This window comes from Pseudomonas sp. ABC1 (assembly GCF_013395055.1).
Lineage (GTDB): Bacteria > Pseudomonadota > Gammaproteobacteria > Pseudomonadales > Pseudomonadaceae > Stutzerimonas.
Genome location: NZ_CP058349.1, coordinates 3,785,168 through 3,806,332, shown reverse-complemented (window position 1 = coordinate 3,806,332; position 21,165 = coordinate 3,785,168). Strand labels below are relative to the sequence as shown.

Sequence of the window (21,165 nt, the reverse complement as noted above, 5' to 3'; positions counted from 1 at the left end):
CCATGTTCGTTTTCAGTGTTCGGGCAGTTCGACGCCCTGGAACAGTTCTTCCAGCTCCGCCTTGTTACGGCACTGGATGGCCTGCGCCAGTATCTTGCGCTCCAGATGAGGCGCGAAAGCCTCGATGAAATCGCACATGAAACCGCGCAGGAAAGTGCCACGACGGAAACCGAGCTTGGTCACGCTGGACTCGAACAGGTCGCCGGCATCGAGCATGACGAGGTCGGAATCGAGCTTCGGGTCCACCGCCATCTTGGCCACGATGCCAACGCCCAGCCCCAGGCGCACATAGGTCTTGATCACGTCGGCATCCGCCGCGGTGAACACCACCTTGGGCGATAGGCCGCGCTGACTGAAAGCCTCGTCCAGCTTGGAGCGGCCGGTGAAACCGAAGACATAGGTCACGATCGGGTGTTCGGCCAGCGCCTCCAGGGTCAACTTGCCCGCCTTCGCCAGCGGGTGGCCCTGCGGGACGATCACACAGCGGTTCCAGCGGTAGCACGGCATCATCACCAGATCGCCGAACAGTTCCAGGCCTTCGGTGGCGATGGCGAAGTCGACGGTGCCGTCTGCCGCCATCTCGGCGATCTGCGTCGGCGTACCCTGGTGCATGTGCAGGGAAACGTCCGGATACTGGCGAATGAAATTACTGATCACCGGCGGCAGCGCATAACGCGCCTGTGTATGGGTGGTGGCGATGCTCAGGGTGCCCTTGCGCTCGTTGGAGAACTCCTGGGCGATCTGCTTGATGCTTTCGCACTTGCGCAGGATTTCCCCCGCGGTATTGATGATCCGCTCACCGGCCGGCGTCACGCGGGTCAGGTGCTTGCCACTGCGGGCGAAGACTTCTACGCCCAGCTCGTCTTCCAGCAGACGGATCTGCTTGCTGATGCCGGGCTGGGAGGTGAACAGGCTCTGAGCCGTGGCCGAGACATTGAGGTCATGGTGGGCCACCTCCCAGATATAACGCAGTTGCTGAAGCTTCATAGGTCATCCTCAAAGGAATGGCATCACGACGAACGCCACGACGCTTATAACTTTATTGTTTATCAGAAACCTATTCTAGTACTTTTTATAAGATCGCTAGAAATCCCGAGGCGCCGGCATACCAGGCGCGCCCAGCGCGCACCACGGGAGTTGTACCGATCAGCGCGACGAGATGAACAGCAAGGCCCGGTAGAGCGCTTCGGTCCTCGGCATCTCGAGCCCCAGCCGGGCCGCCTCTGCCAGTGGAGCGGCATAGATGGCGTCGAGTTCCATCGGCCGCCCCTGGGCATGGTCGTGGTACATGCTGGGCAGGTATTCAGGCATGTAGCGGGTGGTCTTGAGCATCTTTTCCACCAGTCCTTCCGGCAGGGCATGCCCGGCGGCCTGGGCGACCGCCACGACCTCCTCCATGATCGACGCCACCAGCGCGACACCGTCCGGGTTGTCCATCAAGGCCTTGGTACTCGCCCGCAGCAACACGGAAAGCCCGTTGTAGGGCGCATTCCAGACCAGTTTCTGCCAACGCGCCTGCTCCAGGCTGGCAGCGGCATGGCTGTCCAGCCCGGCCTCGCGGAACATCGCCACCCCCTCGTCGATCACGGCCTGCCGTGCCGATGCGGATGCCGGCCCCGAGTGATAGCCGAGGCTGATCGCACCGAGCGACTGATGCTCGATCACACCCGGCGCATCGCGGTGTACGCAAATGAAGCAGAGGCCGCCGATCAGGTGCAGGGTGTCCGGCAACAAGGGCCGCAGGGCCTCCTCCACCCCAAGACCGTTCTGCAACAGCACGACCTTCGCACCCGGCGCTGCCGCCTGCGCGATCAAGGGCGCCAGGGCGGCATTGCTGGTGGTCTTGGCCCCCACGAACAGCCAGTCGCAGGCAGGCATGTCGGCCACGTCGCGATACGCCTGGACGCTCTCCAGATGCAATGCGCCATGGGGCACGCTGTGGATGCGCAGGCCATGCTCACGCACGGCCTCGTATTCACTGCGCAGCAGGAAGTGCACATCGAACCCGGCTTGCGCCAGCATCAACCCATAGAAACCGCCAATGGCGCCAGTGCCGAGGATGCCAATGCGGGGACGAGATTCATGCATGCGGAACTCCAGTTCATGTCTGTAGGGTGATCCTGCCGGTGGCTTCCGAGGCTGCCAGCCGACAATCAATGCCCACAGCTTATCAATGTCATTGTCGTGCCAGCGAGTACGCGCTAAGGTTCGTCTCCCCGTTGCGCTCACAGCCCTGATCCGCCGCACCGGGATAGCTGGCGGATGGCATCCGTGACCTGATTGAGAACATGATGGCTGATTTACCGATCGACGACCTCAACGTAGCCTCCAACGAGACCCTGATCACCCCCGAGCAACTGAAGCGCGAACTGCCCCTGACCGCCAACGCGCAGAAGACCGTCTCGGATGGCCGGCAGGTCGTTCGCGATATCCTCGACGGCAAGGACCACCGTCTGTTCCTGGTCATCGGCCCATGCTCCATCCACGATCTGAAAGCGGCCCATGAGTACGCCGAGCGCCTCAAGGTCCTCGCCGAACAGGTGTCCGACACCCTGTACCTGGTGATGCGGGTGTATTTCGAAAAACCACGCACCACCGTCGGCTGGAAGGGGCTGATCAACGACCCCTACATGGACGACTCCTTCAAGATCCAGGACGGCCTGCACATCGGCCGCAAGCTGCTGCTGGAACTGGCGGAAATGGGCCTGCCCACCGCCACCGAGGCCCTCGACCCGATCTCCCCGCAATACCTGCAGGACCTGATCAGCTGGTCTGCCATCGGCGCACGCACCACCGAATCCCAGACCCACCGCGAGATGGCCTCGGGCCTGTCTTCGGCGGTCGGCTTCAAGAACGGCACCGACGGCAGCCTGACCGTGGCCATCAACGCCCTGCAATCCGTCTCCAGCCCGCACCGCTTCCTCGGCATCAACCAGGCCGGCGGCGTGTCCATCGTCACCACCAAGGGCAACCGTTATGGCCATGTGGTGTTGCGCGGCGGCAATGGCAAGCCCAACTATGACTCGGTCAGCGTCGCGGTCTGCGAACAGCAACTGAACAAGGCCGGCATCAGTCCCAACATCATGGTCGATTGCAGCCACGCCAACTCCAACAAGGACCCTGGCCTGCAACCGCTGGTCATGGACAACGTGGCCAACCAGATCATCGAAGGCAATGAGTCGATCATCGGCCTGATGGTCGAAAGCCACCTGGGCTGGGGCAACCAGCCGATTCCTGACGACCTGTCGCAGTTGCAGTACGGCGTGTCCATCACCGATGCCTGCATCGATTGGGCGACCACTGAAAAGGCCGTACTGGGCATGCACGCCAAGCTCAAGGATGTCCTGCCCCGCCGCCAGCGCGGTTGATACCGGGTACGCTTCCGGCTCATCGTTCCTGTGCGAATGCCAGGTGGCGAGACGGGGCACGCGTGAATACATCCCTGTAGCTCTTCGCCGCCATCCCTGGCGGCGAAGGCCCCGTCCCGCCACCTGGCATCCGCACAGCCGTCTTATGCGGTGACTGTAGGAAAAAGCCCGCCAGCCTTAGCCTTGCACACCTGGGCTCCCGCCTACGCGGGAGCGACGGGGTGAGCTTTTCCCTGGGTCACTTCGGTATTGACTGCGAGCCCGACCAGCCCCTTGGAGCAACCTTCGCCGACAGGACGTCGGCGAAGAGCCCCATGGATGGGTTCATGCGTGTTGCGTAGAGGGGCTGGTCGGGTTCGCGATGCGCGAACGACAGGTCAAGCGTGCGAGATCGAGTCGGCAGAACAAGCCTCGAACCGCACATCCAGAGGCTTTACAAGCCTTTCAGCCCGCCAGAGGTAAAAGACGTAGCGAACAGCGTGCTTTCCTGTCGCCTCAGTCGCCCTCTTCGCTCCGCTGCTCTGCCCGCCACAGGTCATCCATATAGCGCTCCACATAGGAGCAGGATGCGATGACCTCGTAGCCTTCGCGCTGCGCATAATCGAGTGCGTGCTGGGCAAGGCTGGCGGCGATTCCCCGGCCGCGCAGGGCGTCGGGAACGAAGGTGCGGTAGATATCCAGAGTCCGCTTGCCCAGGTCCATGTAGGCCAGGTAGGCACGTTGCCCCTCCACCGTGACCTCGAACTGGTGCGCGGACTTATCATGATGAATGGCTGACGTATCGCTCACTTCCAGTTCCTCCGGTGATTGTTATTGTTCTCTGTGATTGCATCCAGACTGGATGGCGCGTACTGCGACTCTAATCAATTGACCGGGATCACGCACTTATACGCCTGGCTCAGTTTACTTGTCCGAACTTACGGGTAGTATGTGGGCGCAAACTTTCGATGGCGGAAGTTGCTATGGATTTCCACTTCAAGGGGAACACGATGAACAACGTTCTGAAATTCTCTGCTCTGGCACTGGCAGCTGTCCTGGCTACCGGTTGCAGCAGCAGCATCACCAAAGAAAGCGAAGCTCGCCTGACCGCAACCGAAGACGCCGCCGCCCGTGCCCAGGCCCGTGCCGACGAAGCCTACAGCAAAGCCGACCAGGCCCTGACCGCCGCTCAGAAAGCTCAACAGAGCGCTGACGAAGCCAACGAGCGCGCCCTGCGCATGCTGGAGCGCGCCAGCCGCAAATAAGCGGTTGCCGCCTGACGAAAAAGCCGAACCCAAGGGTTCGGCTTTTTCGTATCCGCCATGAGCTAGCGCACCTAAAACAGCGAGTCACCTTCCGGTTCCAGCACGGCCTGTACATCAGCGATCTCGATGGGCAACCCATCCTCTCCCGCGATGATGCCGCGAATCACCTCCCAGTCGAGGCGCAGGTTGCGCGTCATGGCTTCCTCGCGCAGCAAGGCATTGGCCACCTTCGCATGCTTGTCCAGCAAGGACAATTCGCCCTCACCCGGCAAGGGCGCATGCACCTCCAGGTAGACACGCCCGCCACTGATACCGAGCTTGTACGGCTCGTCGATGATCCGCACCGGCGTACCGACCTTGACCATCCGCGCCAGCTCCAGGACGTTCTCGTTGAGCATGCGGAAGCAACCATGGCTGACCTGCATGCCAATGCCGAACTTCTTGTTCGAGCCATGGATCAGGTAACCCGGCATCGACAGGCTCATCTTGAACGGCCCGAGGGGATTGTCCGGCCCCGCCGGCACCACGCTCGGCAGCGGATCGCCCGCCTCGGCATGTTCCTGGCGGATGGAAGCCGGTGGATACCAGGCCGGGTTCGGCGTCATCGCCGTGATCCTTGCGTTGCCCAACGGCGAGCCCCAGCCCTCGCGACCGATGCCCAGCGGATAGGTATGCACCACCTGCTCGCCGGGCGGGTAGTAGTACATGCGGTATTCGGAGAGGTTGATGACGATGCCTTCACGCGGCCCGGACGGCAGGATGAAGCGGGTCGGCAAGATGATGTCCGTTCCAGCCCCCGGCAGCCAGGGATCGACACCGGGATTGGCCGCGACCATCTCCAGGTAACCCAGGTCGTTGTTCTCGCCGATCAGGGCGAAGGTATCTTCATAGCGCGCCTTGACCACGCGGATCTCGCCGACGACATCCTCGCCTTCCGGCGGCAATGGAAACTCCAGGGCCATGCTTCTGCCAGCCAGCAACATGGACAAGAGACACAGGACGGATAAGCGAACGAGCATGGGAAACCCTCGGCGACGGCCTGGAAACCCTACCAATAGCAGGTGGCGGACGGAAGTCCCCGCCGACGGGCCTGCAATGCCTTGCGGCACAACGGGCAAAGGCGCGGGTCCTTGAGAATGTCCTGAGGGAGGTCACGCCAGCGCGGCATGGCCGGCAACAGGCTGTCGCACAGCGTACGGTCCACATGGCCGTTCAGCTCGAGCTGGCGGGCGACGATATGCAGACGATTTTCGCGGCAGGCGAACAGATCGAACTGCTCGTCCGGCACGATCATACGGTAGGCAAACAGGGTCCTGGCGGTACACGACATCGGCGGCTCCAATCGAGGGCGCGACAGTAGCCGCGCACACGGATCAAAGCAAGGGGACAAGCGCCGGCAGCACGTTATCCAGTAGCAGCGGTTGAGCCTCCGCCGTGGGATGGACACCGTCGCGTTGCATCATCCCTGCCACGCCGCCAACCCCCTCCAGCAGGAAGGGCACATAAGCCAGTTGGCGTTCCCGCGCCAGGCTGTCGAACGCCTCAGCAAAGGCCGAGGTGTAGCGAACGCCCAGGTTGGGCGGCAGGCGCATGCCCAGCAGGAGCACCTGGGCACCTGCGGCCTGGGCCTTGTTCGCCATGGCGGCAAGATTTCGTTTCAATTCTTCAGGGGGCTGGCCCCGCAGGCCATCGTTGCCGCCCAGCTCTAGAATGACCACTTCAGGGCGGTGCTCCTGCAGCAGCCGAGGCAACCTGGCGAGCCCGCCAGCACTGGTGTCGCCACTGATCGAGGCATTCACGACACGGTACTGTCCAGGCCGCTCATCCAGGTCTTTCTGCAACAAAGCGACCCAGCCCTGGCTGGTTTCCAGCCCGAAAGCGGCACTGATACTATCGCCGACCACCAGAACGGTCCCGGCAAGCGCGCCCTGCGACCAGAGCAGCGCCACCAGGCAAACCCCTTTCCACACCTTACCCATCGGACTCTCCATGAGCGCCAGCATTCTCGTTGCGCGGAACCTTAGCAAAGTGGTCAGCAGCGCGGAAGGCGAGCTGAGCATACTCGCCGACCTTTCCCTGGACCTGGACAAAGGCGACAGCCTGGCCATCATCGGCGCCTCAGGCTCGGGCAAGTCGACGCTGCTCGGCCTGCTCGCAGGCCTCGACCTGCCGACCTCCGGCAAGGTCGAACTGGCCGGGCACGACCTGTCGGCGCTCGACGAGGACCAGCGGGCGCAGGTGCGTGCCGAGCATGTCGGCTTCGTCTTCCAGTCGTTCCAGTTGCTCGACAGCCTCAACGCCCTGGAAAACGTCATGCTGCCGCTGGAGCTCGAAGGCCAGCGCGACGCACGCCGCCAGGCACAGCACCTGCTGGAGCGGGTGGGCCTGCAGGCGCGCCTGGGCCACTATCCGCGTCAGTTGTCCGGTGGCGAGCAGCAGCGCGTCGCGGTGGCCCGTGCCTTCGCCGCCAACCCCGACGTACTGTTCGCCGACGAGCCGACCGGCAACCTCGACAGCCAGACGGGGGCGCATATCACCGAACTGCTGTTCGAACTCAACCGGGAACATGGCACCACGCTGGTGCTGGTCACCCACGACGAACGCCTGGCCCGCCGTTGCAGGCGCCAGCTCCGCCTGGAAGCCGGACGCCAGGTCGTCGACGGGCGCTCGGCATGACGCGCCTGCCTTTCTTCAGGCTGCTCTCCCTCGCCGCCCGCCAACTCCTGCGCGAAGCCCACAGCGGCGAAATACGCGTGCTGTTCTTCGCCCTGGTGATCGCCGTTGCCACCAGCAGCGCCATCGGCTACTTCGGCGCCCGCCTGAATGCGGCGATGTCGCTGCGCGCCGGGGAGTTCCTCGCGGCTGACCTGGTTCTCGACGGCAGCGCGCCGGCGACCCAGGCACAACAGGAACTGACGCGGCAGGCCGCACTGGAACGCAGCCAACTGGTGGAATTCTCCAGCGTGGTCGCCACGGACGAGGCCATGCAACTGGCCAGCGTCAAGGCCGTCGCGGACGGTTATCCACTGCGCGGCCAGTTGCGCAGCGCAGCCGAACTCTACCAACCCGAACGCAGCGGTGGCGCACCGGCCAGCGGTGAAGCCTGGGCCGAGGCGCGCCTGTTCGCGGCGCTCGACCTGCAGGTTGGCGACAGTATCGAGGTCGGCCACAAGGTGCTGCGCCTGACCCGGGTACTGACCTACGAACCGGACCGCGCCGGCGACTTCTACAGCCTTACCCCCAGGGTGCTGATGCACCTGGACGACCTGGAGGCCACCGGCGTGGTGCAACCCGGTAGCCGGGTGCGTTACCGCGAGCTGCTCGCTGGCGGGGCCGATGATCTGGCCCGCTACCGTGCTGCGCTGGAAGTGACCCTGCAACCGCACCAGCACATCGAGACGGTGAAGGATGGCAACCGGCAGATCGGCGGCGCGCTGCAACGTGCCGAACGCTACCTGAACCTGGCCAGCCTGGCCGCCATCCTGCTGGCGGGCGTCGCCGTCGCCTTGTCCGCGTCGCGCTTCGCCAACCGGCGCCTGGACAGCAGCGCCCTGCTGCGCTGCCTGGGCCTTTCCGCGCGCCAGGCGCTGCTGCTCTACACGACCCAGCTCGGCCTGCTCGGCGCACTGGCCTGCCTGATCGGCGCAGGGCTCGGCTGGCTGGCACAAAACGGCCTGTTCTTCCTGCTGCGCGACTTGCTGACGGGCGTCATCCCACAGGCCGATCTCTGGCCCGCGCTGGGCGGTATCGCCACCGGCCTGGTGGCACTGGCCGGCTTCGCCCTGCCGCCACTCGCAGCGCTGGGCAAGGTCCCACCTCTGCGGGTACTGCGGCGCGACCTGCTGCCCCCGGCGACGGCCACCTGGCTGGTATACGGTACGGCCATCCTGGCCTTCGGCCTGATCATGTGGCGCCTGAGCCTGGACCTCGGCATGACCCTGGCCCTGCTCGGCGGCGGCCTGGTGGCCTGCCTCGCACTCGGCGCACTGCTGCTCCTCGGCCTGTCCGGGCTGCGCCGGCTGCTCACCCATGCCGCGCTGCCCTGGCGCCTGGGCGTGGGGCAACTGCTGCGCCATCCCGTGGCGGCGGCCGGGCAGTCCCTGGCCTTCGGCATGATCCTGCTGGCCATGGCACTGGTCGCATTGCTGCGCGGCGAACTGCTCGATACCTGGCAACAGCAACTGCCGGAAAACGCCCCCAACCATTTCGCCCTGAACATCCTCCCCGACCAGCGCGACGCCTTCCAGCAGCGCCTGACGGCCCTGGACGCGCATGCCGCGCCACTCTACCCGGTGATCCCGGGGCGTCTGACCGCCATCAATGGCGAGGCCGTGCAGGAGCGAGTCAGCGAAGACTCCCAGGGCGAACGCGCGATCCGCCGCGACCTCAGCCTGACCTGGGCGGCCGACCTGCCAAATGGCAACGAGCTGAGCGAAGGTAAATGGTGGGGCACTGAGTCTGCCGGGCAATTGCCTGGCGTCTCGGTGGAAAGCGAGCTGGCCGACAGCCTGGCACTGAAACTGGGCGACCGCCTGCTCTTCAACGTCGGCGGCATCGAGCGGGAGGCGCAGGTGAGCAGCTTGCGCGAGGTCGACTGGAACAACTTCCAGCCCAACTTCTACATGGTCTTCGAGCCGGGCACCTTGCAGGACCTGCCAACCACCTACCTGACCAGTTTCCACTTGCCAGCCGGCCATGAACGGGAACTGAGCGAGCTGGCCAGGGCCTTCCCGGCCATCACCCTGTTGCAGGTCGACGCGCTGCTGGAGCAGTTGCGCAGCATCCTCCAGCAGGTCTCGCTGGCGGTCGAATACATCCTGCTGTTCGTGCTGGCTGCCGGGTTGGCCGTGCTGTTCGCCGGACTCCAGGCCACCCTCGACGAACGCATGCGCCAGGGCGCGCTGCTGCGGGCGCTGGGGGCTCGCCGCAACCTGCTGCTCAAGGCCAGGGCCGGGGAGTTCGGGCTACTGGGCGCCAGCAGCGGCCTGCTCGCGGCCATCGGTTGCGAGATCGTCAGTGCCCTGCTCTACCGCTTCGCCTTCGAACTGGCCTGGCAACCTCACCCCTGGCTGTTGCTGCTGCCCCTGCTGGGCGCCGTACTGGTGGGCGGAGCCGGGCTGCTGGGCACCCGGCGCACCTTGAGTGCCAGCCCGTTGAGCATCCTGCGCGAGGGGTGAGGACAGCGGAGGCTTTCGCTATTGCCCCCTCTCCCGCTTGCGGGAGAGGGGGCAATACGTGCGCTACGCGGTATCCATACCGCTCACTTCTGGTAAGTGATACCCACCACATACCAGGTCGCCTCCCCACCCGGCGTCTGCACCACGACCTCATCGTCCACCTGCTTCTTCAGCAGTGCGCGGGCCATGGGCGAGTCGATGGAGATGTAATCCTTGCGCTCGTAGATTTCGTCATAGCCGACGATCCTGAAGCGCATGCGCGCCTCTTCGAGGTTTTCGATCTCGACCCAGGCGCCGAAGAAAACCCGGCCTTCCTGCTGTGGCGAATACTCGACGACCTGGACGTCCTCCAATCGCTTGCGCAGATAGCGCACGCGCCGGTCGATCTCCCGCAGCAGCTTCTTGTTGTACTGGTAATCGGCGTTCTCGCTGCGATCGCCTAAGGATGCCGCCCACGTCACTTTCTGCGTGACATCGGGCCGCGTTACCCGCCAGAGCTGGTCGAGTTCCGCCTTGAGGGCGGCATGCCCTTCCTGGGTGATGATGTTCGTTGGCAAATCCGCTGACCCCACGATCATTCAGGTTCTTGAGTGCGATGCAGTATCTCGCGATGACGGCGCGGCGCAACCCGCGTAGGCGGAGTTTACAAGCGCCAGGCGGGCATGGCCCATCCCTGTAGGAAGCCTCTCGCCCGAACAGGGAACCTCTTGCGCACAAGGGCTTTCAATATCCCATGCATAAAGGACGAGTGGTCACATCCCATCGACTACGCTCAAGAACATGCCTTGGGTCCACGTTCAGCGTCTTGCCTCGAGAAAGCAGGGGCAAGATGCGACACACAGAATCGCCAGACATCCATAGAGGAGAAAACCATGAAAATCGATATAGGTATCGCGGAGAAAGACCGTGCAGCCATTGCCGATGGCCTTGCGCATCTGCTGGCGGACACCTACACCCTGTACCTGAAAACCCACAACTTCCACTGGAACGTCACCGGGCCGATGTTCAATACGCTGCACCTGATGTTCGAAACCCAGTACACGGAACTGGCACTGGCGGTCGATGCCATCGCCGAGCGTATCCGCGCCCTGGGCTTTCCCGCACCTGGCACCTACTCGGCCTATGCACGCCTTTCTTCCATCAAGGAGGATGAAGGTATCCCGAGCGCCGAGGACATGATCAAGCTGCTGGTCCAGGGCCAGGAAGCGGTCGTGCGCACCGCGCGTGGCATATTCCCGCTGCTGGAAAAGGTCAGTGACGAACCCACCGCCGACCTGCTGACGCAACGCATGCAGATCCATGAAAAAACCGCATGGATGCTACGCAGCCTGCTGGCGAAGTAACGCACTACCCACCCTCCCCGGCGAGCTTCTTTCGCCGGGGCCCTTCCCCCTCAACGAAACATACCTTCGACAAGCTCATTTGAGCCACGACGCCCTTTGCTGTTAAATACGCCGCGCTGCACGCCCCCGGGACGCCTTTTCATCCAGGCTTTTTCTCTCCGACTGATCGAGCCGTCATATGGCGTACTCGGCGGCGGCCGTCATTACCTGTCGTGTCACCAACCGTGAGTCATCAAAAATGTTGAAAATCGTTCATGTGCTAACGGGCATCGTCGCCCTGCTGTTGTCCTTCATCCCCAGCCTGCGCGGAGAGATACCGCTGCTGTTTCAACCCGAAGCACTCTGCCTGTTCCTGCTGGGCCTTCTGAATATTCAGTTCATCACCTCGAAACACCTGAACACCGACCGCAAGACCCGTCCGGTGATCACCGCGGTATCCGTGCTGCTGGTACTGTCGGTCGCGATCCAGGCGCTGATCGTACTGGTGCCCTTCGGCTTCCTCGCGGGCCAGCCGGCCACCCTCGCCAGCCTGCTGCTGGCCGTGGTCGCGACCCTGCTGCACCTGTGCGCCGACCAGGTCAAGGGCCGTCGCGTCAGCGCCGCGCGCACCCGCAATGCCGCCCCGGCAGCATCTGGCGGCAGCGCCGCAGGCAGGGAGCAAGGCACGGTGAAGTGGTTCAACACGTCCAAGGGCTTCGGCTTCATTTCGCGCGACAGTGGCGATGATGTCTTCGTGCACTTCCGTGCGATTCGTGGTGAAGGGCATCGCATTCTTGCCGAAGGGCAACGTGTCGAGTTCACCATCATGATGCGTGACAAGGGCCTGCAGGCCGAGGACGTCAGCATCCTGTAACGACAAGGGGCAGCCTGCCGATGCAGGCTGCCCCTTTCACTCACGCCCCGTCAGTAGTGCGGCGGCGGCGCTTCTTCCTCGTCCACCCCGCCAACCCGGCTGAGAATTTCTTCCTGCCGCCGGAGCAACAGCTCCATCTGCCTTTCAAGGCGCGCGATCACCCGTTGCTGGCTGGCGATCACATCGCTCAGTGTCTGGATAGTGTCGTCCTGGAACGCCAACCGGCTCTCGAGATCGTCGACACGGGCCTGAATATCCATCTCAGACTCCAAAATCGCAGTCGGTCAGCACCAAGCGCAACTTGCTCCTGATCGCCTCGATCTGCTCATCCGTGTAGGCAAGTGCGGCATGCCGCCCCCAGACAGGTGCCGGCCAGGCTGCATCGTCCTTGCGCCGGGCAATCACATGCACATGCAGTTGGCTGACCACGTTGCCCAGCGTCGCCACGTTCATCTTGTCCGCCGCGAAGGTGTCCTTCAGCGTCTCGGCCAGGCTGCCCGCTTCGTGCCACAGGGACCGCTGATCGGCGCTGTCCAGTTGGAACACTTCACTGACATCTTCGCGCCGGGGCACCAGGATGAACCACGGGTAATGCGCGTCCTTCATCAGCAGCAGCCGGCACAGGGGGAAATCGCCAAGCACTACGGTGTCTTGCTCCAGGCGTGAATCGAGAACGAACATAAAGGCAACTCCTTCGAATGGCGACGCGGCATGGTGTCGAGAAAACCCTTCACAGTCAAAAGCATCAAGGGCTGCGTGCTCTACGACCAAAGCATCGCTTCGCGAGACAAGACCGAAGACGAAAGTCGGAAGGTGTGAATATAATGCCCGCCGAGTGCCTGGGACCCAGTCCCGCACAGGCACAGCAAGACCTGCATGGAACCGCGTGTATACGACAAGGCCGCTTGCAAAACAAAACCGATAATAAAGCTACCGATAAACCGAAATGGAGCACCCAATAATGAAACTGATGAAATGGAGCGTCATGGCACTCGCTGTTGCAGCGGGCACCTCGCAAATCGCAGTCGCCGCTCAATCCGAAGCCAAGGGCTTCGTCGAAGATGCCAAGGCCGATGTGCTGGTGCGCAACGCCTACTTCCTTCGCGACCGTGCCGATGGCCTCAAGAACCAGTCCCGCTGGGGCCAGGGTTTCATTGCCAACTTCGAATCAGGCTTCACCCAGGGCACCGTCGGGGTCGGCGTGGACGCCTATGGCCTGCTCGGTATTCGCCTCGACACGGGCCATAGCCGCAATGATGGCGGCATCTCCTTCTTCGGCACCGACAGCAAGGGCGATGCCTACAAGGACATTTCCGAAGCTGGCGCCGCCATCAAGTTCCGCGTCTCCAACACCGTGCTCAAGTACGGCAACCAGTTGCCGCTGCTGCCGGTGCTGTCCTACGACATGACCCGCCTGCTGCCGCAGACCTTCACTGGCACCCTGCTGACCAGCAATGAAATCGAAGGCCTGGAAGTCAACGCCGGTCGTTTCACCGCCCAGAACGACAACAACCGTTCCGGCTGGGACAGTGTGCGCAAGCTGAAGTCCATCGACGTCGTCGGCGGTAAGTACACCTTCAATGAAAACCTGAGCGCGGCGCTGTACTTCTCCGATGTCGAAGACGTCTACAAGAAGCAGTATGCCAACGTCACATACGGGATTCCCCTGGCGTCGGAACAGTCCCTCGGCTTCGACTTCAACATCTACCGCACCAAATATGACAACGGTTCCGCAGCCGCGCTCGATTGGGGTGGAGATGGTGTAGGCGACCGCAACACCATCTGGAGCCTGGCAGCCAAGTACTCCTTCGGCGCCCATGCGCTGATCCTGGCTCACCAGCGCAACACTGGCGATGCAGGCTATGCCTATGACTACGGCGACGGCGGCAGCGCCATCTACCTGGCCAACTCCTTCCTGTCCGACTTCAACTCCAAGGACGAACGCTCCTGGCAGGCCAGCTACGAGCTGGACTTCGCTGGCTACGGCGTACCCGGCCTGGCCTGGAAATCGGCCTATATCCGCGGCAGCAACATCGACCTCGGTGCGGGCAAAGGGCGCGGAACGGAGCGCGAAATCTTCAACCAGGTTTCCTACGTGATCCAGAGCGGCCCGGCCAAGGACCTGTCCTTCAAGCTGCGCAACTCGATCCTGCGTACCAGCAATGGCTACTGGAACGACATGAGCGAAATCCGCGCATTCGTCGAGTACCCGCTGAGCATCCTGTAATCCGGGAAGCCTGATCGTTCGCGACACACAGAACCCGGCCTGCGCCGGGTTCTCTCGTTATGGGCGATCAGTTTCCAAGTCGCGTCTCCTGTACGCGCCCCTGCCGGGGCCGTACAATGCCGCCCCATTCCCAAGTCACCCCGCAAGGACATCACGGCCAGCCATGCGTACCAGTCAGTTCCTGCTCTCGACCCTGAAAGAAACCCCGTCCGACGCCGTCGTCATCAGCCACCAGTTGATGCTGCGCGCCGGCATGATCCGCAAACTCGCCTCCGGGCTCTACACCTGGATGCCGATGGGGTTACGGGCGCTGCGCAAGGCCGAGGCCATCGTGCGCGATGAAATGAACAAGGCGGGAGCCCTGGAAGTGCTGATGCCGGCCATCCAGCCTGCCGAACTCTGGCAGGAATCCGGTCGCTGGGTGCAGTACGGCCCGGAACTGCTGCGTGTGAAGGATCGCCATGACCGCGAGTTCTGCGTCGGCCCGACCCACGAAGAGGTCATCACCGACCTGGCCCGCAACGAACTGAGCAGCTACAAGCAGTTGCCGATCAATTTCTTCCAGATCCAGACCAAGTTCCGCGACGAGATCCGTCCGCGCTTCGGGCTGATGCGTGGCCGCGAGTTCCTGATGAAGGATGCCTATTCCTTCCACCTGGACCAGGATTCCCTGCAGCAGACCTACGACCGCATGCACACGGCCTACTGCAAGGTGTTCACCCGCCTAGGGCTGAACTTCCGCCCCGTGCAGGCGGACACCGGCTCCATCGGTGGCACCGGCTCCCACGAATTCCATGTCCTGGCCGACTCGGGCGAAGACGATATCGCCTTCAGCGATACCTCCGACTACGCAGCCAACATCGAGAAAGCCGAAGCCATCCCACGTGAAACCGAGCGCAGCGCGGCCACCGAAGCCCTGCGTCTGGTCGATACACCCGACGCCAAGACCATCGCGGCACTGGTAGAACAGTTCGGCCTGCCGGTCGAGAAGACCGTCAAGACCCTGGTCGTGCAGGGTGCCGAGGCAGGCACGCTGGTTGCCCTGGTAATCCGTGGCGACCACGAACTGAACGAGATCAAGGCCGCCAACCTGGAGCAAGTCGCCAGCCCACTGGTGTTCGCCTCCGAAGCCGAGATACGTGCCGCCATCGGTGCCGGCCCCGGCTCCCTCGGCCCGCTGAACCTGCCGATCCCGGTCGTCATCGACCGCTCGGTCGCCCTGCTCGGCGACTTCGGCGCCGGCGCCAATGTCGACGACAAGCACTACTTCGGCATCAACTGGGAGCGTGACCTGCCGCTGCCGCCGGTCGCCGACCTGCGCAACGTGGTGGAAGGCGACCCGAGCCCGGACGGCCAGGGCAAACTGGTGATCAAGCGCGGCATCGAGGTCGGGCACATCTTCCAGCTTGGCACCAAGTACAGCGAAGCCATGAACTGCACCGTTATGGGCGAGAACGGCAAGCCCGCGACACTGACCATGGGCTGCTACGGCATCGGAGTGTCCCGCGTGGTCGCGGCTGCCATCGAGCAGAACCACGACGTACGCGGCATCATCTGGCCGGACGCCCTGGCGCCCTTCCAGATCGCCCTGGTGCCGATGAAGTACGACAACGACGTGGTACGTGAGGCGACCGACAGGCTCTATGCCGAGCTGAGCGCCGCCGGTTACGAAGTCCTGCTCGACGACCGTGACAAAAAGACCAGTCCGGGCGTCAAATTCGCCGACATGGAGCTGATCGGCATACCGCATCGCATCGTCGTCGGTGAGCGCGGCCTGAATGAGGGTGTCCTCGAATACAAGCACCGCCGTGACGAAGAAGCCCAGAACGTTGCGCTGGCCGAGATCCTGTCGTTCATCCAATCGCGAGTCCAGCGCTGACAGGAAACCATGCCTACCCCACGTTCCATTGCCTCAGTCTGTGTGGCGCTGACCCTCGCCGGGTGCGCCAACCAGTTGCCTCAGCGCAGCGAGTACGAAACCCGTGCAGAACGCACGCTGGTCGATCACAACCTGCGCATGGAAATCGGCGAGCCGGTATTGCAACTGCCCCAGCGGCGCATCCGTATCCAGGACCAGAAGACCTTCGAAGTCACCGACTTCGAGGTCACGCGCCGCTATGACCGATACACGCCCTACCAGGCCTGGCGCGAGCTCTATGAAATCCCGCTGGGCGCGGTGGCGGTCGTGGCCGGTGTCGGCGCCAATATCATCAACGTGTTCCTGCTCGGCACCCTGCCCGAGAGCGTGACCCGGGGCTGGATCGACTACGGTTTCGCCGGGCTCAACCCGTTCATGAACGTCGAGTCCAACGGTCGCTCGCAACAGAATCTGGCCAGCCTGGAAGAACAGCGGCGCGCCGCGCGCCTGGAGTATTCCAGCCTGCCCTGGGCCGAGCGCCCGGTCGCCGTCAGGACCGGCTCGCAGCACTATGAACTGCTCACCGACCGAGGCGGGATACTGCACCTCAACCTGCTGGACGAAGACATCGGCCAGGCCGACAGGCTGCACCTGAGCGTCGAGGACCCGCAGGATAACGTCAGGGCAGACGAAGTATTGCTGGTCAACCGCGACCTGCAGCAGAAACTGCAAGAAGCGCACGAACTGATCTTCAGCGACCTGGAAAGCGATGACGTCCGGCAGTGGGTGCACCGTGTCGACCGCCTGGAAGAACTGGGGCTGGAAGAAGAAGCCAGTGAACTGGAACTGAGCCTGATCGAACTGACGCGCCACGACCCTGAGCTACAGCGGGAATTCCTCGACTTGCTGAAGCTGCAGACCGGCCGCTCGGCGCTCTGACCAGAGCTCGGCCACTCGCCCCGGAGCGGGTTAGAACCGTGCCTTTCAACGTCGTTGAACAACAGCTCATGGCATTCGCGCGAACTCCAAGCGAATGGGTAGGATGGGGGGAGCGCAGCGATACCCATCGAGCGCATGCCCTGGGTGTCGCTGCGCTCGACCCAGGCTACGGGCGAAGACGTTGAGAGGCATGGTTCTTACCGCTCCGCCTGCCAGGTAGCCAGGATGCCCTCGCGGGTCTGCTCGCCCACCAGCGTCTGGCGCAACACGCCCTTGTCATCGATCAGGTAACTGACCGGCAGCACTTCGCTGCGTGGCAATTTCAGGCGCTCGGCGGGGTCGTCGCTCAGCACGGTGAATTCGATACCCAGCGCCTTGGCCGCCGTCGCCAGTTCCTCGCCCTGCAAGCCATCGAAATTCACCCCGAGCACACGCAAGGCATCGTCGCTGCCGGCCAACGCATTCAACTCGGGTATTTCGGTACGGCACGGTCCGCACCATTCAGCCCAGTAGTTGACCAGCAACCAGCGCCCATCGAGTTCGGCGGCCGTGACTGTCCGCCCCTGCTGGTCGACACCCCAATCCCCACCACAGGCGCCCAGCAGCAACGCCGCGCCCAACACCATCCCCCTGAAACCATACCCAGCCATCACACGCCTCCCGTTGCCGATCGTTGCCATACAGACAGCGGCGAGGCTATCAGTAAACAGCCTGGCCTGCCTCTGCGTACTGACCACGGGCCGATAGAGCCAGCCCTGCATGCGCGTCAGTTCACCACAGCAGCCAGGCATCACCCATAGACGCTAGAATGCCCGCCTGGACTGGACCGACGTGAGCGCTATGACCGAACTGACCCTCTATCACAATCCGCGTTGCTCGAAATCGCGCGGTGCCCTCGAACTGCTGCAGGCGCAAGGGCTGCAACCCAGCATCCGCCTCTATCTGGAAACGCCGCCCAGCACCGACGAGTTGACCGGGCTGCTGGCGAAACTGGGCATTCCCGCCCGCCAGTTGCTGCGCACCTCGGAGGATGAGTACAAATCCCTCGGGCTCGGTGACGACAGCCTGGACGACGAACGACTCATCGCCGCGATGGCCGCTCACCCCCGCCTGATCGAACGCCCCATCCTCGTCACCCCCGACAAGGCAGTGATCGGACGGCCACCGGAGCGTGTACTGGAGATACTGTCATGAGTGCCGCCTACGTCCTCGTGCTGTATTACAGCCGCCATGGCGCCACGGCGGACATGGCCCGGCACATCGCCCGCGGCGTGGAAATGGTTGGACTGGAAGCGCGGCTGCGCTGCGTGCCGGAAGTCTCCGCCGAATGCGAAGCCGTGGCCCCGGCCATTCCCGAGCAGGGCGCGACCTATGTCACCCTGGACGACCTCAGGCACTGCTCGGCCCTGGCCCTCGGCAGCCCGACGCGCTTCGGCAACATGGCGGCACCGCTCAAATACTTCCTCGACGGCACCAGCAACCTGTGGCTGACCGGCGAACTGGTCGGCAAGCCGGCCGGCGTCTTCACCTCGACTGCCAGCCTGCACGGCGGCCAGGAAAGCACCTTGCTGTCGATGCTGCTGCCGCTGCTGCACCACGGCATGCTGGTCACGGGCCTGCCCTACAGTGAGAGCGCACTGGTAGAAACCCGTGGCGGCGGCACGCCCTATGGCGCCAGCCATCACGCCGGCGCAGACGGCAAACGCCCGCTGGACGAGCACGAAATCGCGCTGTGCCGCGCCCTGGGGCAACGCCTGGCGCACACTGCCAGCAAGCTGGAGAAGAACCTTGGCTAGAAAGCCCCGTCCCCTGCCTCCCCTGAAATGGCTGAGCCCCAGGGTCACCTTCAGCCGCTGGCTCAGCCTGTTCAGCTTCATCGCACTGGCCTTGCTGCTACTGGGCTGGAACCTGCTGTTCGCCGACCTCCACGGCGCACGCACCTGGGTTGTCCTGAGCATCCAGTTGCTGCCACTGCTGCTGATGGCGCCCGGCATCATCGCCGGTAGCCCGAGGGCACACGCCTGGACCTGCTTTATCGTCAACCTGTACTTCATCCAGGGCGTCCTGGCCTGCATCGACCCGGCCCGCCAGCTCTATGGCGCGCTGGAAGTGCTGCTCAGCCTGACGCTATTCGTCTCGGCGCTGCTCTATACCCGCTGGTGCTACCAGTACCAGCGCAGGATCAACGGCGAAGTCTGAACCCGGTCATGCGCGCATGCGCCCCTCTTCCATTCATGGAAGAGGGGCTGGGGGAGAGGGAACCGATCGCCACTACGCAAAACAGCCGGCCTTTTTCGCACCAACGCAGTAAAAAATTGCGCTTCCAGGAATTTATTGGATGAAAACACCAATTTTTCAGCAGCTATTGCCATGCGCATGCACAAGGCACTAGATTTCGACCATAAATTCTCTGACACCCCTCGATCACGGCCTTGCCCGATAGGCACAAGACCGACAGGAAACCGACGATGAGCATGCTCAAAGACCCTTCGAAGAAATACCGCTCCTTCACCCAGATCCATATCCCTGACCGCACCTGGCCGGACAAGGTGATCGACCAGGCGCCGATCTGGCTCAGCACCGACCTGCGCGACGGCAACCAGTCGCTGATCGAGCCGATGGACGCCGAGAAGAAGATGCGCTTCTTCAAGACCCTGGTTCAGGTCGGCCTGAAGGAAATCGAAGTCGGCTTCCCCTCCGCCTCGCAGACCGATTTCGACTTCGTGCGCGAACTGATCGAGGGCGGCCATATTCCGGATGACGTGACCATCCAGGTGCTGACCCAGGCCCGCGACGACCTTATCGAACGCACCTTCGAGTCGCTCAAGGGCGCCCGCAGCGCCATCGTCCACTACTACAACGCCTGTGCGCCGAGCTTCCGCAAGATCGTCTTCAACCAGGACAAGGCCGGCGTCAAAGCCATCGCCGTGGCCGCCGGCAAGACCATCAAGCGCCTGGCCGATGCCGCGCCGGAAACCCGCTGGGGCTTCGAGTACTCGCCGGAGGTGTTCAGTTCCACTGAAGTCGACTTCGCCGTCGAGGTGTGCAACGCGGTGATCGACGTGTTCCAGCCGACCCAGGCCCGCAAGCTGATCCTCAACCTGCCGGCCACCATCGAGTGCGCCACGCCGAACAACTACGCCGACCAGATCGAGTGGTTCGGCCGCCACATCGACAAGCGCGACAGCGTGCTGATCAGCGTGCACACCCACAACGACCGAGGCACCGGTGTGGCCGCGTCGGAGCTGGCGGTGATGGCCGGTGCCGACCGTGTCGAAGGTTGCCTGTTCGGCAATGGCGAGCGCACGGGCAACGTCTGCCTGGTGACCCTGGCCCTGAACCTCTACACCCAGGGCGTCAACCCGCAACTGGACTTCTCCGACATCGACACCGTGCGCAAGGTGGTCGAGGAGTGCAACCAGTTGCCGGTGCACCCGCGTCACCCCTACGTCGGCGACCTGGTACACACCGCCTTCTCCGGCTCGCACCAGGACGCCATCCGCAAAGGCTTCTCCCAGCAGAAGGCGGATGCCCTGTGGGAAGTGCCTTACCTGCCGATCGACCCAGCCGACATCGGCCGCGACTACGAGGCGGTGATCCGCGTCAACAGCCAGTCCGGCAAGGGCGGCATCACCTTCCTGCTGGAGCAGGAGTACGGCATCAGCCTGCCGCGCCGCCTGCAGATCGAATTCAGCCAGGTCGTGCAGAAGGAAACCGATCGCCTCGGCCTGGAAATGACCGCCGCGCAGATCCACGCCCTGCTCGACAAGGAATACCTGCAAGCCAATGCGCCTTACGCGCTGAAGAGCCATCGCCTGCAGGAAGAGAACGGCACCAGCGCGGTCGACGTGGAAATCGCCGGCCAGGGTGAAAGCCAGCGCTGGAGCGGCATCGGCAAAGGGCCGCTGGAAGCCCTGGTCGCCGCCCTGCCGGTCAAGGTGGAAATCATGGATTACCACGAGCACGCCATCGGCGCCGGCAGCAATGCCAAGGCCGCGGCCTATATCGAGATTCGCCAGGAAGGCGGGCGTTCGCTGTACGGCATCGGCATCGACGAGAACATCACCACCGCCAGCTTCCGCGCCCTGCTCAGTGCGCTCAACCGCACCCTGCGCGAGTCGGCCCAGGCCGCCTGACCACCACGCCCCCTGTCCAG

Annotated in this window: 23 protein-coding genes; 13 read left to right on the top strand and 10 right to left on the bottom strand. The window is 63.4% G+C overall.

What is annotated here, in order from left to right; genetic code table 11:
* Positions 1-12: 12 nt before the first annotated feature.
* Positions 13-987, bottom strand: a complete 975-nt coding sequence (cysB, locus tag HW090_RS16780) for an HTH-type transcriptional regulator CysB (RefSeq protein WP_179114601.1) — start codon at positions 985-987, stop codon at positions 13-15.
* 159 nt (positions 988-1,146) lie between these two features.
* Positions 1,147-2,088, bottom strand: coding sequence for a putative 2-dehydropantoate 2-reductase (locus HW090_RS16775; protein ID WP_179114600.1), 942 nt, complete (start codon positions 2,086-2,088; stop codon positions 1,147-1,149).
* A gap of 203 nt (positions 2,089-2,291) precedes the next feature.
* Here HW090_RS16775 and HW090_RS16770 point away from each other — a divergent pair, with 203 nt between their 5' ends.
* The gene (locus HW090_RS16770; protein ID WP_179114599.1) at positions 2,292-3,368 is read left to right on the top strand and encodes a 3-deoxy-7-phosphoheptulonate synthase; all 1,077 of its coding nucleotides are present in this window, start codon (positions 2,292-2,294) and stop codon (positions 3,366-3,368) included.
* A gap of 495 nt (positions 3,369-3,863) precedes the next feature.
* On the opposite strand, the gene HW090_RS16765 is transcribed toward HW090_RS16770, so the two are convergent.
* Positions 3,864-4,157, bottom strand: a complete 294-nt coding sequence (locus HW090_RS16765) for a GNAT family N-acetyltransferase (RefSeq protein WP_179114598.1) — start codon at positions 4,155-4,157, stop codon at positions 3,864-3,866.
* A 200-nt stretch (positions 4,158-4,357) separates the two neighbouring features.
* Between HW090_RS16765 and HW090_RS16760 the strand changes: the two genes are divergently transcribed.
* Positions 4,358-4,612, top strand: a complete 255-nt coding sequence (locus HW090_RS16760; protein ID WP_179114597.1) for an Lpp/OprI family alanine-zipper lipoprotein — start codon at positions 4,358-4,360, stop codon at positions 4,610-4,612.
* Positions 4,613-4,683: 71 nt separating this feature from the next.
* Here HW090_RS16760 and HW090_RS16755 read toward each other — a convergent pair whose 3' ends face one another.
* Genes HW090_RS16755 through HW090_RS16745 form a run of 3 tightly spaced genes read right to left on the bottom strand, consistent with a single transcriptional unit; the run spans position 4,684 to position 6,591 of the window.
* Positions 4,684-5,631: a L,D-transpeptidase family protein gene (locus HW090_RS16755; RefSeq protein WP_179114596.1), complete on the bottom strand. Its 948-nt coding sequence runs from the start codon at positions 5,629-5,631 to the stop codon at positions 4,684-4,686.
* 29 nt (positions 5,632-5,660) lie between these two features.
* The gene (locus tag HW090_RS16750; protein WP_179114595.1) at positions 5,661-5,942 is read right to left on the bottom strand and encodes a hypothetical protein; all 282 of its coding nucleotides are present in this window, start codon (positions 5,940-5,942) and stop codon (positions 5,661-5,663) included.
* 43 nt (positions 5,943-5,985) lie between these two features.
* Positions 5,986-6,591 carry an arylesterase gene (locus HW090_RS16745; RefSeq protein WP_218673549.1) on the bottom strand — a complete coding sequence of 202 codons (606 nt, stop codon included), beginning with the start codon at positions 6,589-6,591 and terminating at the stop codon, positions 5,986-5,988.
* Between the two features lie 10 nt (positions 6,592-6,601).
* Between HW090_RS16745 and HW090_RS16740 the strand changes: the two genes are divergently transcribed.
* Both HW090_RS16740 and HW090_RS16735 read left to right on the top strand, forming a co-directional pair.
* Complete coding sequence (locus tag HW090_RS16740) at positions 6,602-7,288, top strand: ABC transporter ATP-binding protein (protein ID WP_179114593.1); 687 nt, start codon at positions 6,602-6,604, stop codon at positions 7,286-7,288.
* Positions 7,285-9,789, top strand: a complete 2,505-nt coding sequence (locus HW090_RS16735; RefSeq protein WP_179114592.1) for an ABC transporter permease — start codon at positions 7,285-7,287, stop codon at positions 9,787-9,789. The genes HW090_RS16740 and HW090_RS16735 overlap by 4 nt, the downstream gene beginning before the upstream one ends.
* A gap of 83 nt (positions 9,790-9,872) precedes the next feature.
* Here HW090_RS16735 and greB read toward each other — a convergent pair whose 3' ends face one another.
* A complete protein-coding gene (gene greB / locus HW090_RS16730) occupies positions 9,873-10,346 on the bottom strand; it encodes a transcription elongation factor GreB (RefSeq protein ID WP_179114945.1) in 474 nt (157 codons plus the stop codon).
* Between the two features lie 315 nt (positions 10,347-10,661).
* Between greB and HW090_RS16725 the strand changes: the two genes are divergently transcribed.
* Both HW090_RS16725 and HW090_RS18025 read left to right on the top strand, forming a co-directional pair.
* Entirely contained in the window at positions 10,662-11,132 is a 471-nt protein-coding gene (locus HW090_RS16725; protein ID WP_179114591.1) for a Dps family protein, read from the top strand.
* 238 nt (positions 11,133-11,370) lie between these two features.
* Positions 11,371-11,985: a cold shock domain-containing protein gene (locus HW090_RS18025; protein WP_179114590.1), complete on the top strand. Its 615-nt coding sequence runs from the start codon at positions 11,371-11,373 to the stop codon at positions 11,983-11,985.
* A 50-nt stretch (positions 11,986-12,035) separates the two neighbouring features.
* Here the strand turns inward: HW090_RS18025 and HW090_RS16715 are convergent, their stop codons facing one another.
* Positions 12,036-12,245, bottom strand: coding sequence for a SlyX family protein (locus HW090_RS16715; RefSeq protein ID WP_179114589.1), 210 nt, complete (start codon positions 12,243-12,245; stop codon positions 12,036-12,038).
* A 1-nt stretch (position 12,246) separates the two neighbouring features.
* Complete coding sequence (locus HW090_RS16710; protein ID WP_179114588.1) at positions 12,247-12,666, bottom strand: HIT domain-containing protein; 420 nt, start codon at positions 12,664-12,666, stop codon at positions 12,247-12,249.
* Between the two features lie 280 nt (positions 12,667-12,946).
* Between HW090_RS16710 and HW090_RS16705 the strand changes: the two genes are divergently transcribed.
* The 3 genes from HW090_RS16705 to HW090_RS16695 all read left to right on the top strand — a co-directional run bounded on the left by HW090_RS16705 (position 12,947) and on the right by HW090_RS16695 (position 17,009).
* Entirely contained in the window at positions 12,947-14,212 is a 1,266-nt protein-coding gene (locus tag HW090_RS16705) for an OprD family porin (RefSeq protein ID WP_179114587.1), read from the top strand.
* A gap of 163 nt (positions 14,213-14,375) precedes the next feature.
* Complete coding sequence (locus HW090_RS16700) at positions 14,376-16,091, top strand: proline--tRNA ligase (protein ID WP_179114586.1); 1,716 nt, start codon at positions 14,376-14,378, stop codon at positions 16,089-16,091.
* 9 nt (positions 16,092-16,100) lie between these two features.
* Positions 16,101-17,009, top strand: a complete 909-nt coding sequence (locus HW090_RS16695; RefSeq protein WP_179114585.1) for a hypothetical protein — start codon at positions 16,101-16,103, stop codon at positions 17,007-17,009.
* A gap of 197 nt (positions 17,010-17,206) precedes the next feature.
* Here HW090_RS16695 and HW090_RS16690 read toward each other — a convergent pair whose 3' ends face one another.
* Positions 17,207-17,659 (bottom strand): TlpA disulfide reductase family protein, encoded by a 453-nt coding sequence (locus HW090_RS16690; RefSeq protein ID WP_256930689.1) that lies wholly within the window; start codon positions 17,657-17,659, stop codon positions 17,207-17,209.
* A gap of 190 nt (positions 17,660-17,849) precedes the next feature.
* Between HW090_RS16690 and arsC the strand changes: the two genes are divergently transcribed.
* The 4 genes from arsC (at position 17,850) to leuA (ending at position 21,145) form a co-directional block, all read left to right on the top strand.
* A complete protein-coding gene (gene arsC, locus HW090_RS16685) occupies positions 17,850-18,203 on the top strand; it encodes an arsenate reductase (glutaredoxin) (RefSeq protein WP_179114943.1) in 354 nt (117 codons plus the stop codon).
* A complete protein-coding gene (wrbA, locus tag HW090_RS16680) occupies positions 18,200-18,805 on the top strand; it encodes an NAD(P)H:quinone oxidoreductase (RefSeq protein WP_179114584.1) in 606 nt (201 codons plus the stop codon). Before arsC ends, wrbA begins: the two co-directional genes overlap by 4 nt.
* Entirely contained in the window at positions 18,798-19,208 is a 411-nt protein-coding gene (locus tag HW090_RS16675; protein WP_179114583.1) for a DUF2069 domain-containing protein, read from the top strand. The genes wrbA and HW090_RS16675 overlap by 8 nt, the downstream gene beginning before the upstream one ends.
* A gap of 269 nt (positions 19,209-19,477) precedes the next feature.
* Positions 19,478-21,145 carry a 2-isopropylmalate synthase gene (gene leuA, locus HW090_RS16670; protein ID WP_179114582.1) on the top strand — a complete coding sequence of 556 codons (1,668 nt, stop codon included), beginning with the start codon at positions 19,478-19,480 and terminating at the stop codon, positions 21,143-21,145.
* Positions 21,146-21,165 lie beyond the last annotated feature (20 nt).

What these genes read in the sequence shown, in the direction of transcription:
- cysB (WP_179114601.1), bottom strand. Translation starts at nt 987, where the DNA reads ATGAAGCTTCAGCAACTGCGTTATATCTGGGAGGTGGCCCACCATGAC.
- HW090_RS16775 (WP_179114600.1), bottom strand. Translation starts at nt 2,088, where the DNA reads ATGCATGAATCTCGTCCCCGCATTGGCATCCTCGGCACTGGCGCCATT.
- HW090_RS16770 (WP_179114599.1), top strand. Translation starts at nt 2,292, where the DNA reads ATGGCTGATTTACCGATCGACGACCTCAACGTAGCCTCCAACGAGACC.
- HW090_RS16760 (WP_179114597.1), top strand. Translation starts at nt 4,358, where the DNA reads ATGAACAACGTTCTGAAATTCTCTGCTCTGGCACTGGCAGCTGTCCTG.
- HW090_RS16755 (WP_179114596.1), bottom strand. Translation starts at nt 5,631, where the DNA reads ATGCTCGTTCGCTTATCCGTCCTGTGTCTCTTGTCCATGTTGCTGGCT.
- HW090_RS16750 (WP_179114595.1), bottom strand. Translation starts at nt 5,942, where the DNA reads ATGTCGTGTACCGCCAGGACCCTGTTTGCCTACCGTATGATCGTGCCG.
- HW090_RS16745 (WP_218673549.1), bottom strand. Translation starts at nt 6,591, where the DNA reads ATGGGTAAGGTGTGGAAAGGGGTTTGCCTGGTGGCGCTGCTCTGGTCG.
- HW090_RS16740 (WP_179114593.1), top strand. Translation starts at nt 6,602, where the DNA reads ATGAGCGCCAGCATTCTCGTTGCGCGGAACCTTAGCAAAGTGGTCAGC.
- HW090_RS16735 (WP_179114592.1), top strand. Translation starts at nt 7,285, where the DNA reads ATGACGCGCCTGCCTTTCTTCAGGCTGCTCTCCCTCGCCGCCCGCCAA.
- HW090_RS16725 (WP_179114591.1), top strand. Translation starts at nt 10,662, where the DNA reads ATGAAAATCGATATAGGTATCGCGGAGAAAGACCGTGCAGCCATTGCC.
- HW090_RS18025 (WP_179114590.1), top strand. Translation starts at nt 11,371, where the DNA reads ATGTTGAAAATCGTTCATGTGCTAACGGGCATCGTCGCCCTGCTGTTG.
- HW090_RS16715 (WP_179114589.1), bottom strand. Translation starts at nt 12,245, where the DNA reads ATGGATATTCAGGCCCGTGTCGACGATCTCGAGAGCCGGTTGGCGTTC.
- HW090_RS16710 (WP_179114588.1), bottom strand. Translation starts at nt 12,666, where the DNA reads ATGTTCGTTCTCGATTCACGCCTGGAGCAAGACACCGTAGTGCTTGGC.
- HW090_RS16705 (WP_179114587.1), top strand. Translation starts at nt 12,947, where the DNA reads ATGAAACTGATGAAATGGAGCGTCATGGCACTCGCTGTTGCAGCGGGC.
- HW090_RS16700 (WP_179114586.1), top strand. Translation starts at nt 14,376, where the DNA reads ATGCGTACCAGTCAGTTCCTGCTCTCGACCCTGAAAGAAACCCCGTCC.
- HW090_RS16695 (WP_179114585.1), top strand. Translation starts at nt 16,101, where the DNA reads ATGCCTACCCCACGTTCCATTGCCTCAGTCTGTGTGGCGCTGACCCTC.
- HW090_RS16690 (WP_256930689.1), bottom strand. Translation starts at nt 17,659, where the DNA reads ATGGCTGGGTATGGTTTCAGGGGGATGGTGTTGGGCGCGGCGTTGCTG.
- arsC (WP_179114943.1), top strand. Translation starts at nt 17,850, where the DNA reads ATGACCGAACTGACCCTCTATCACAATCCGCGTTGCTCGAAATCGCGC.
- wrbA (WP_179114584.1), top strand. Translation starts at nt 18,200, where the DNA reads ATGAGTGCCGCCTACGTCCTCGTGCTGTATTACAGCCGCCATGGCGCC.
- leuA (WP_179114582.1), top strand. Translation starts at nt 19,478, where the DNA reads ATGAGCATGCTCAAAGACCCTTCGAAGAAATACCGCTCCTTCACCCAG.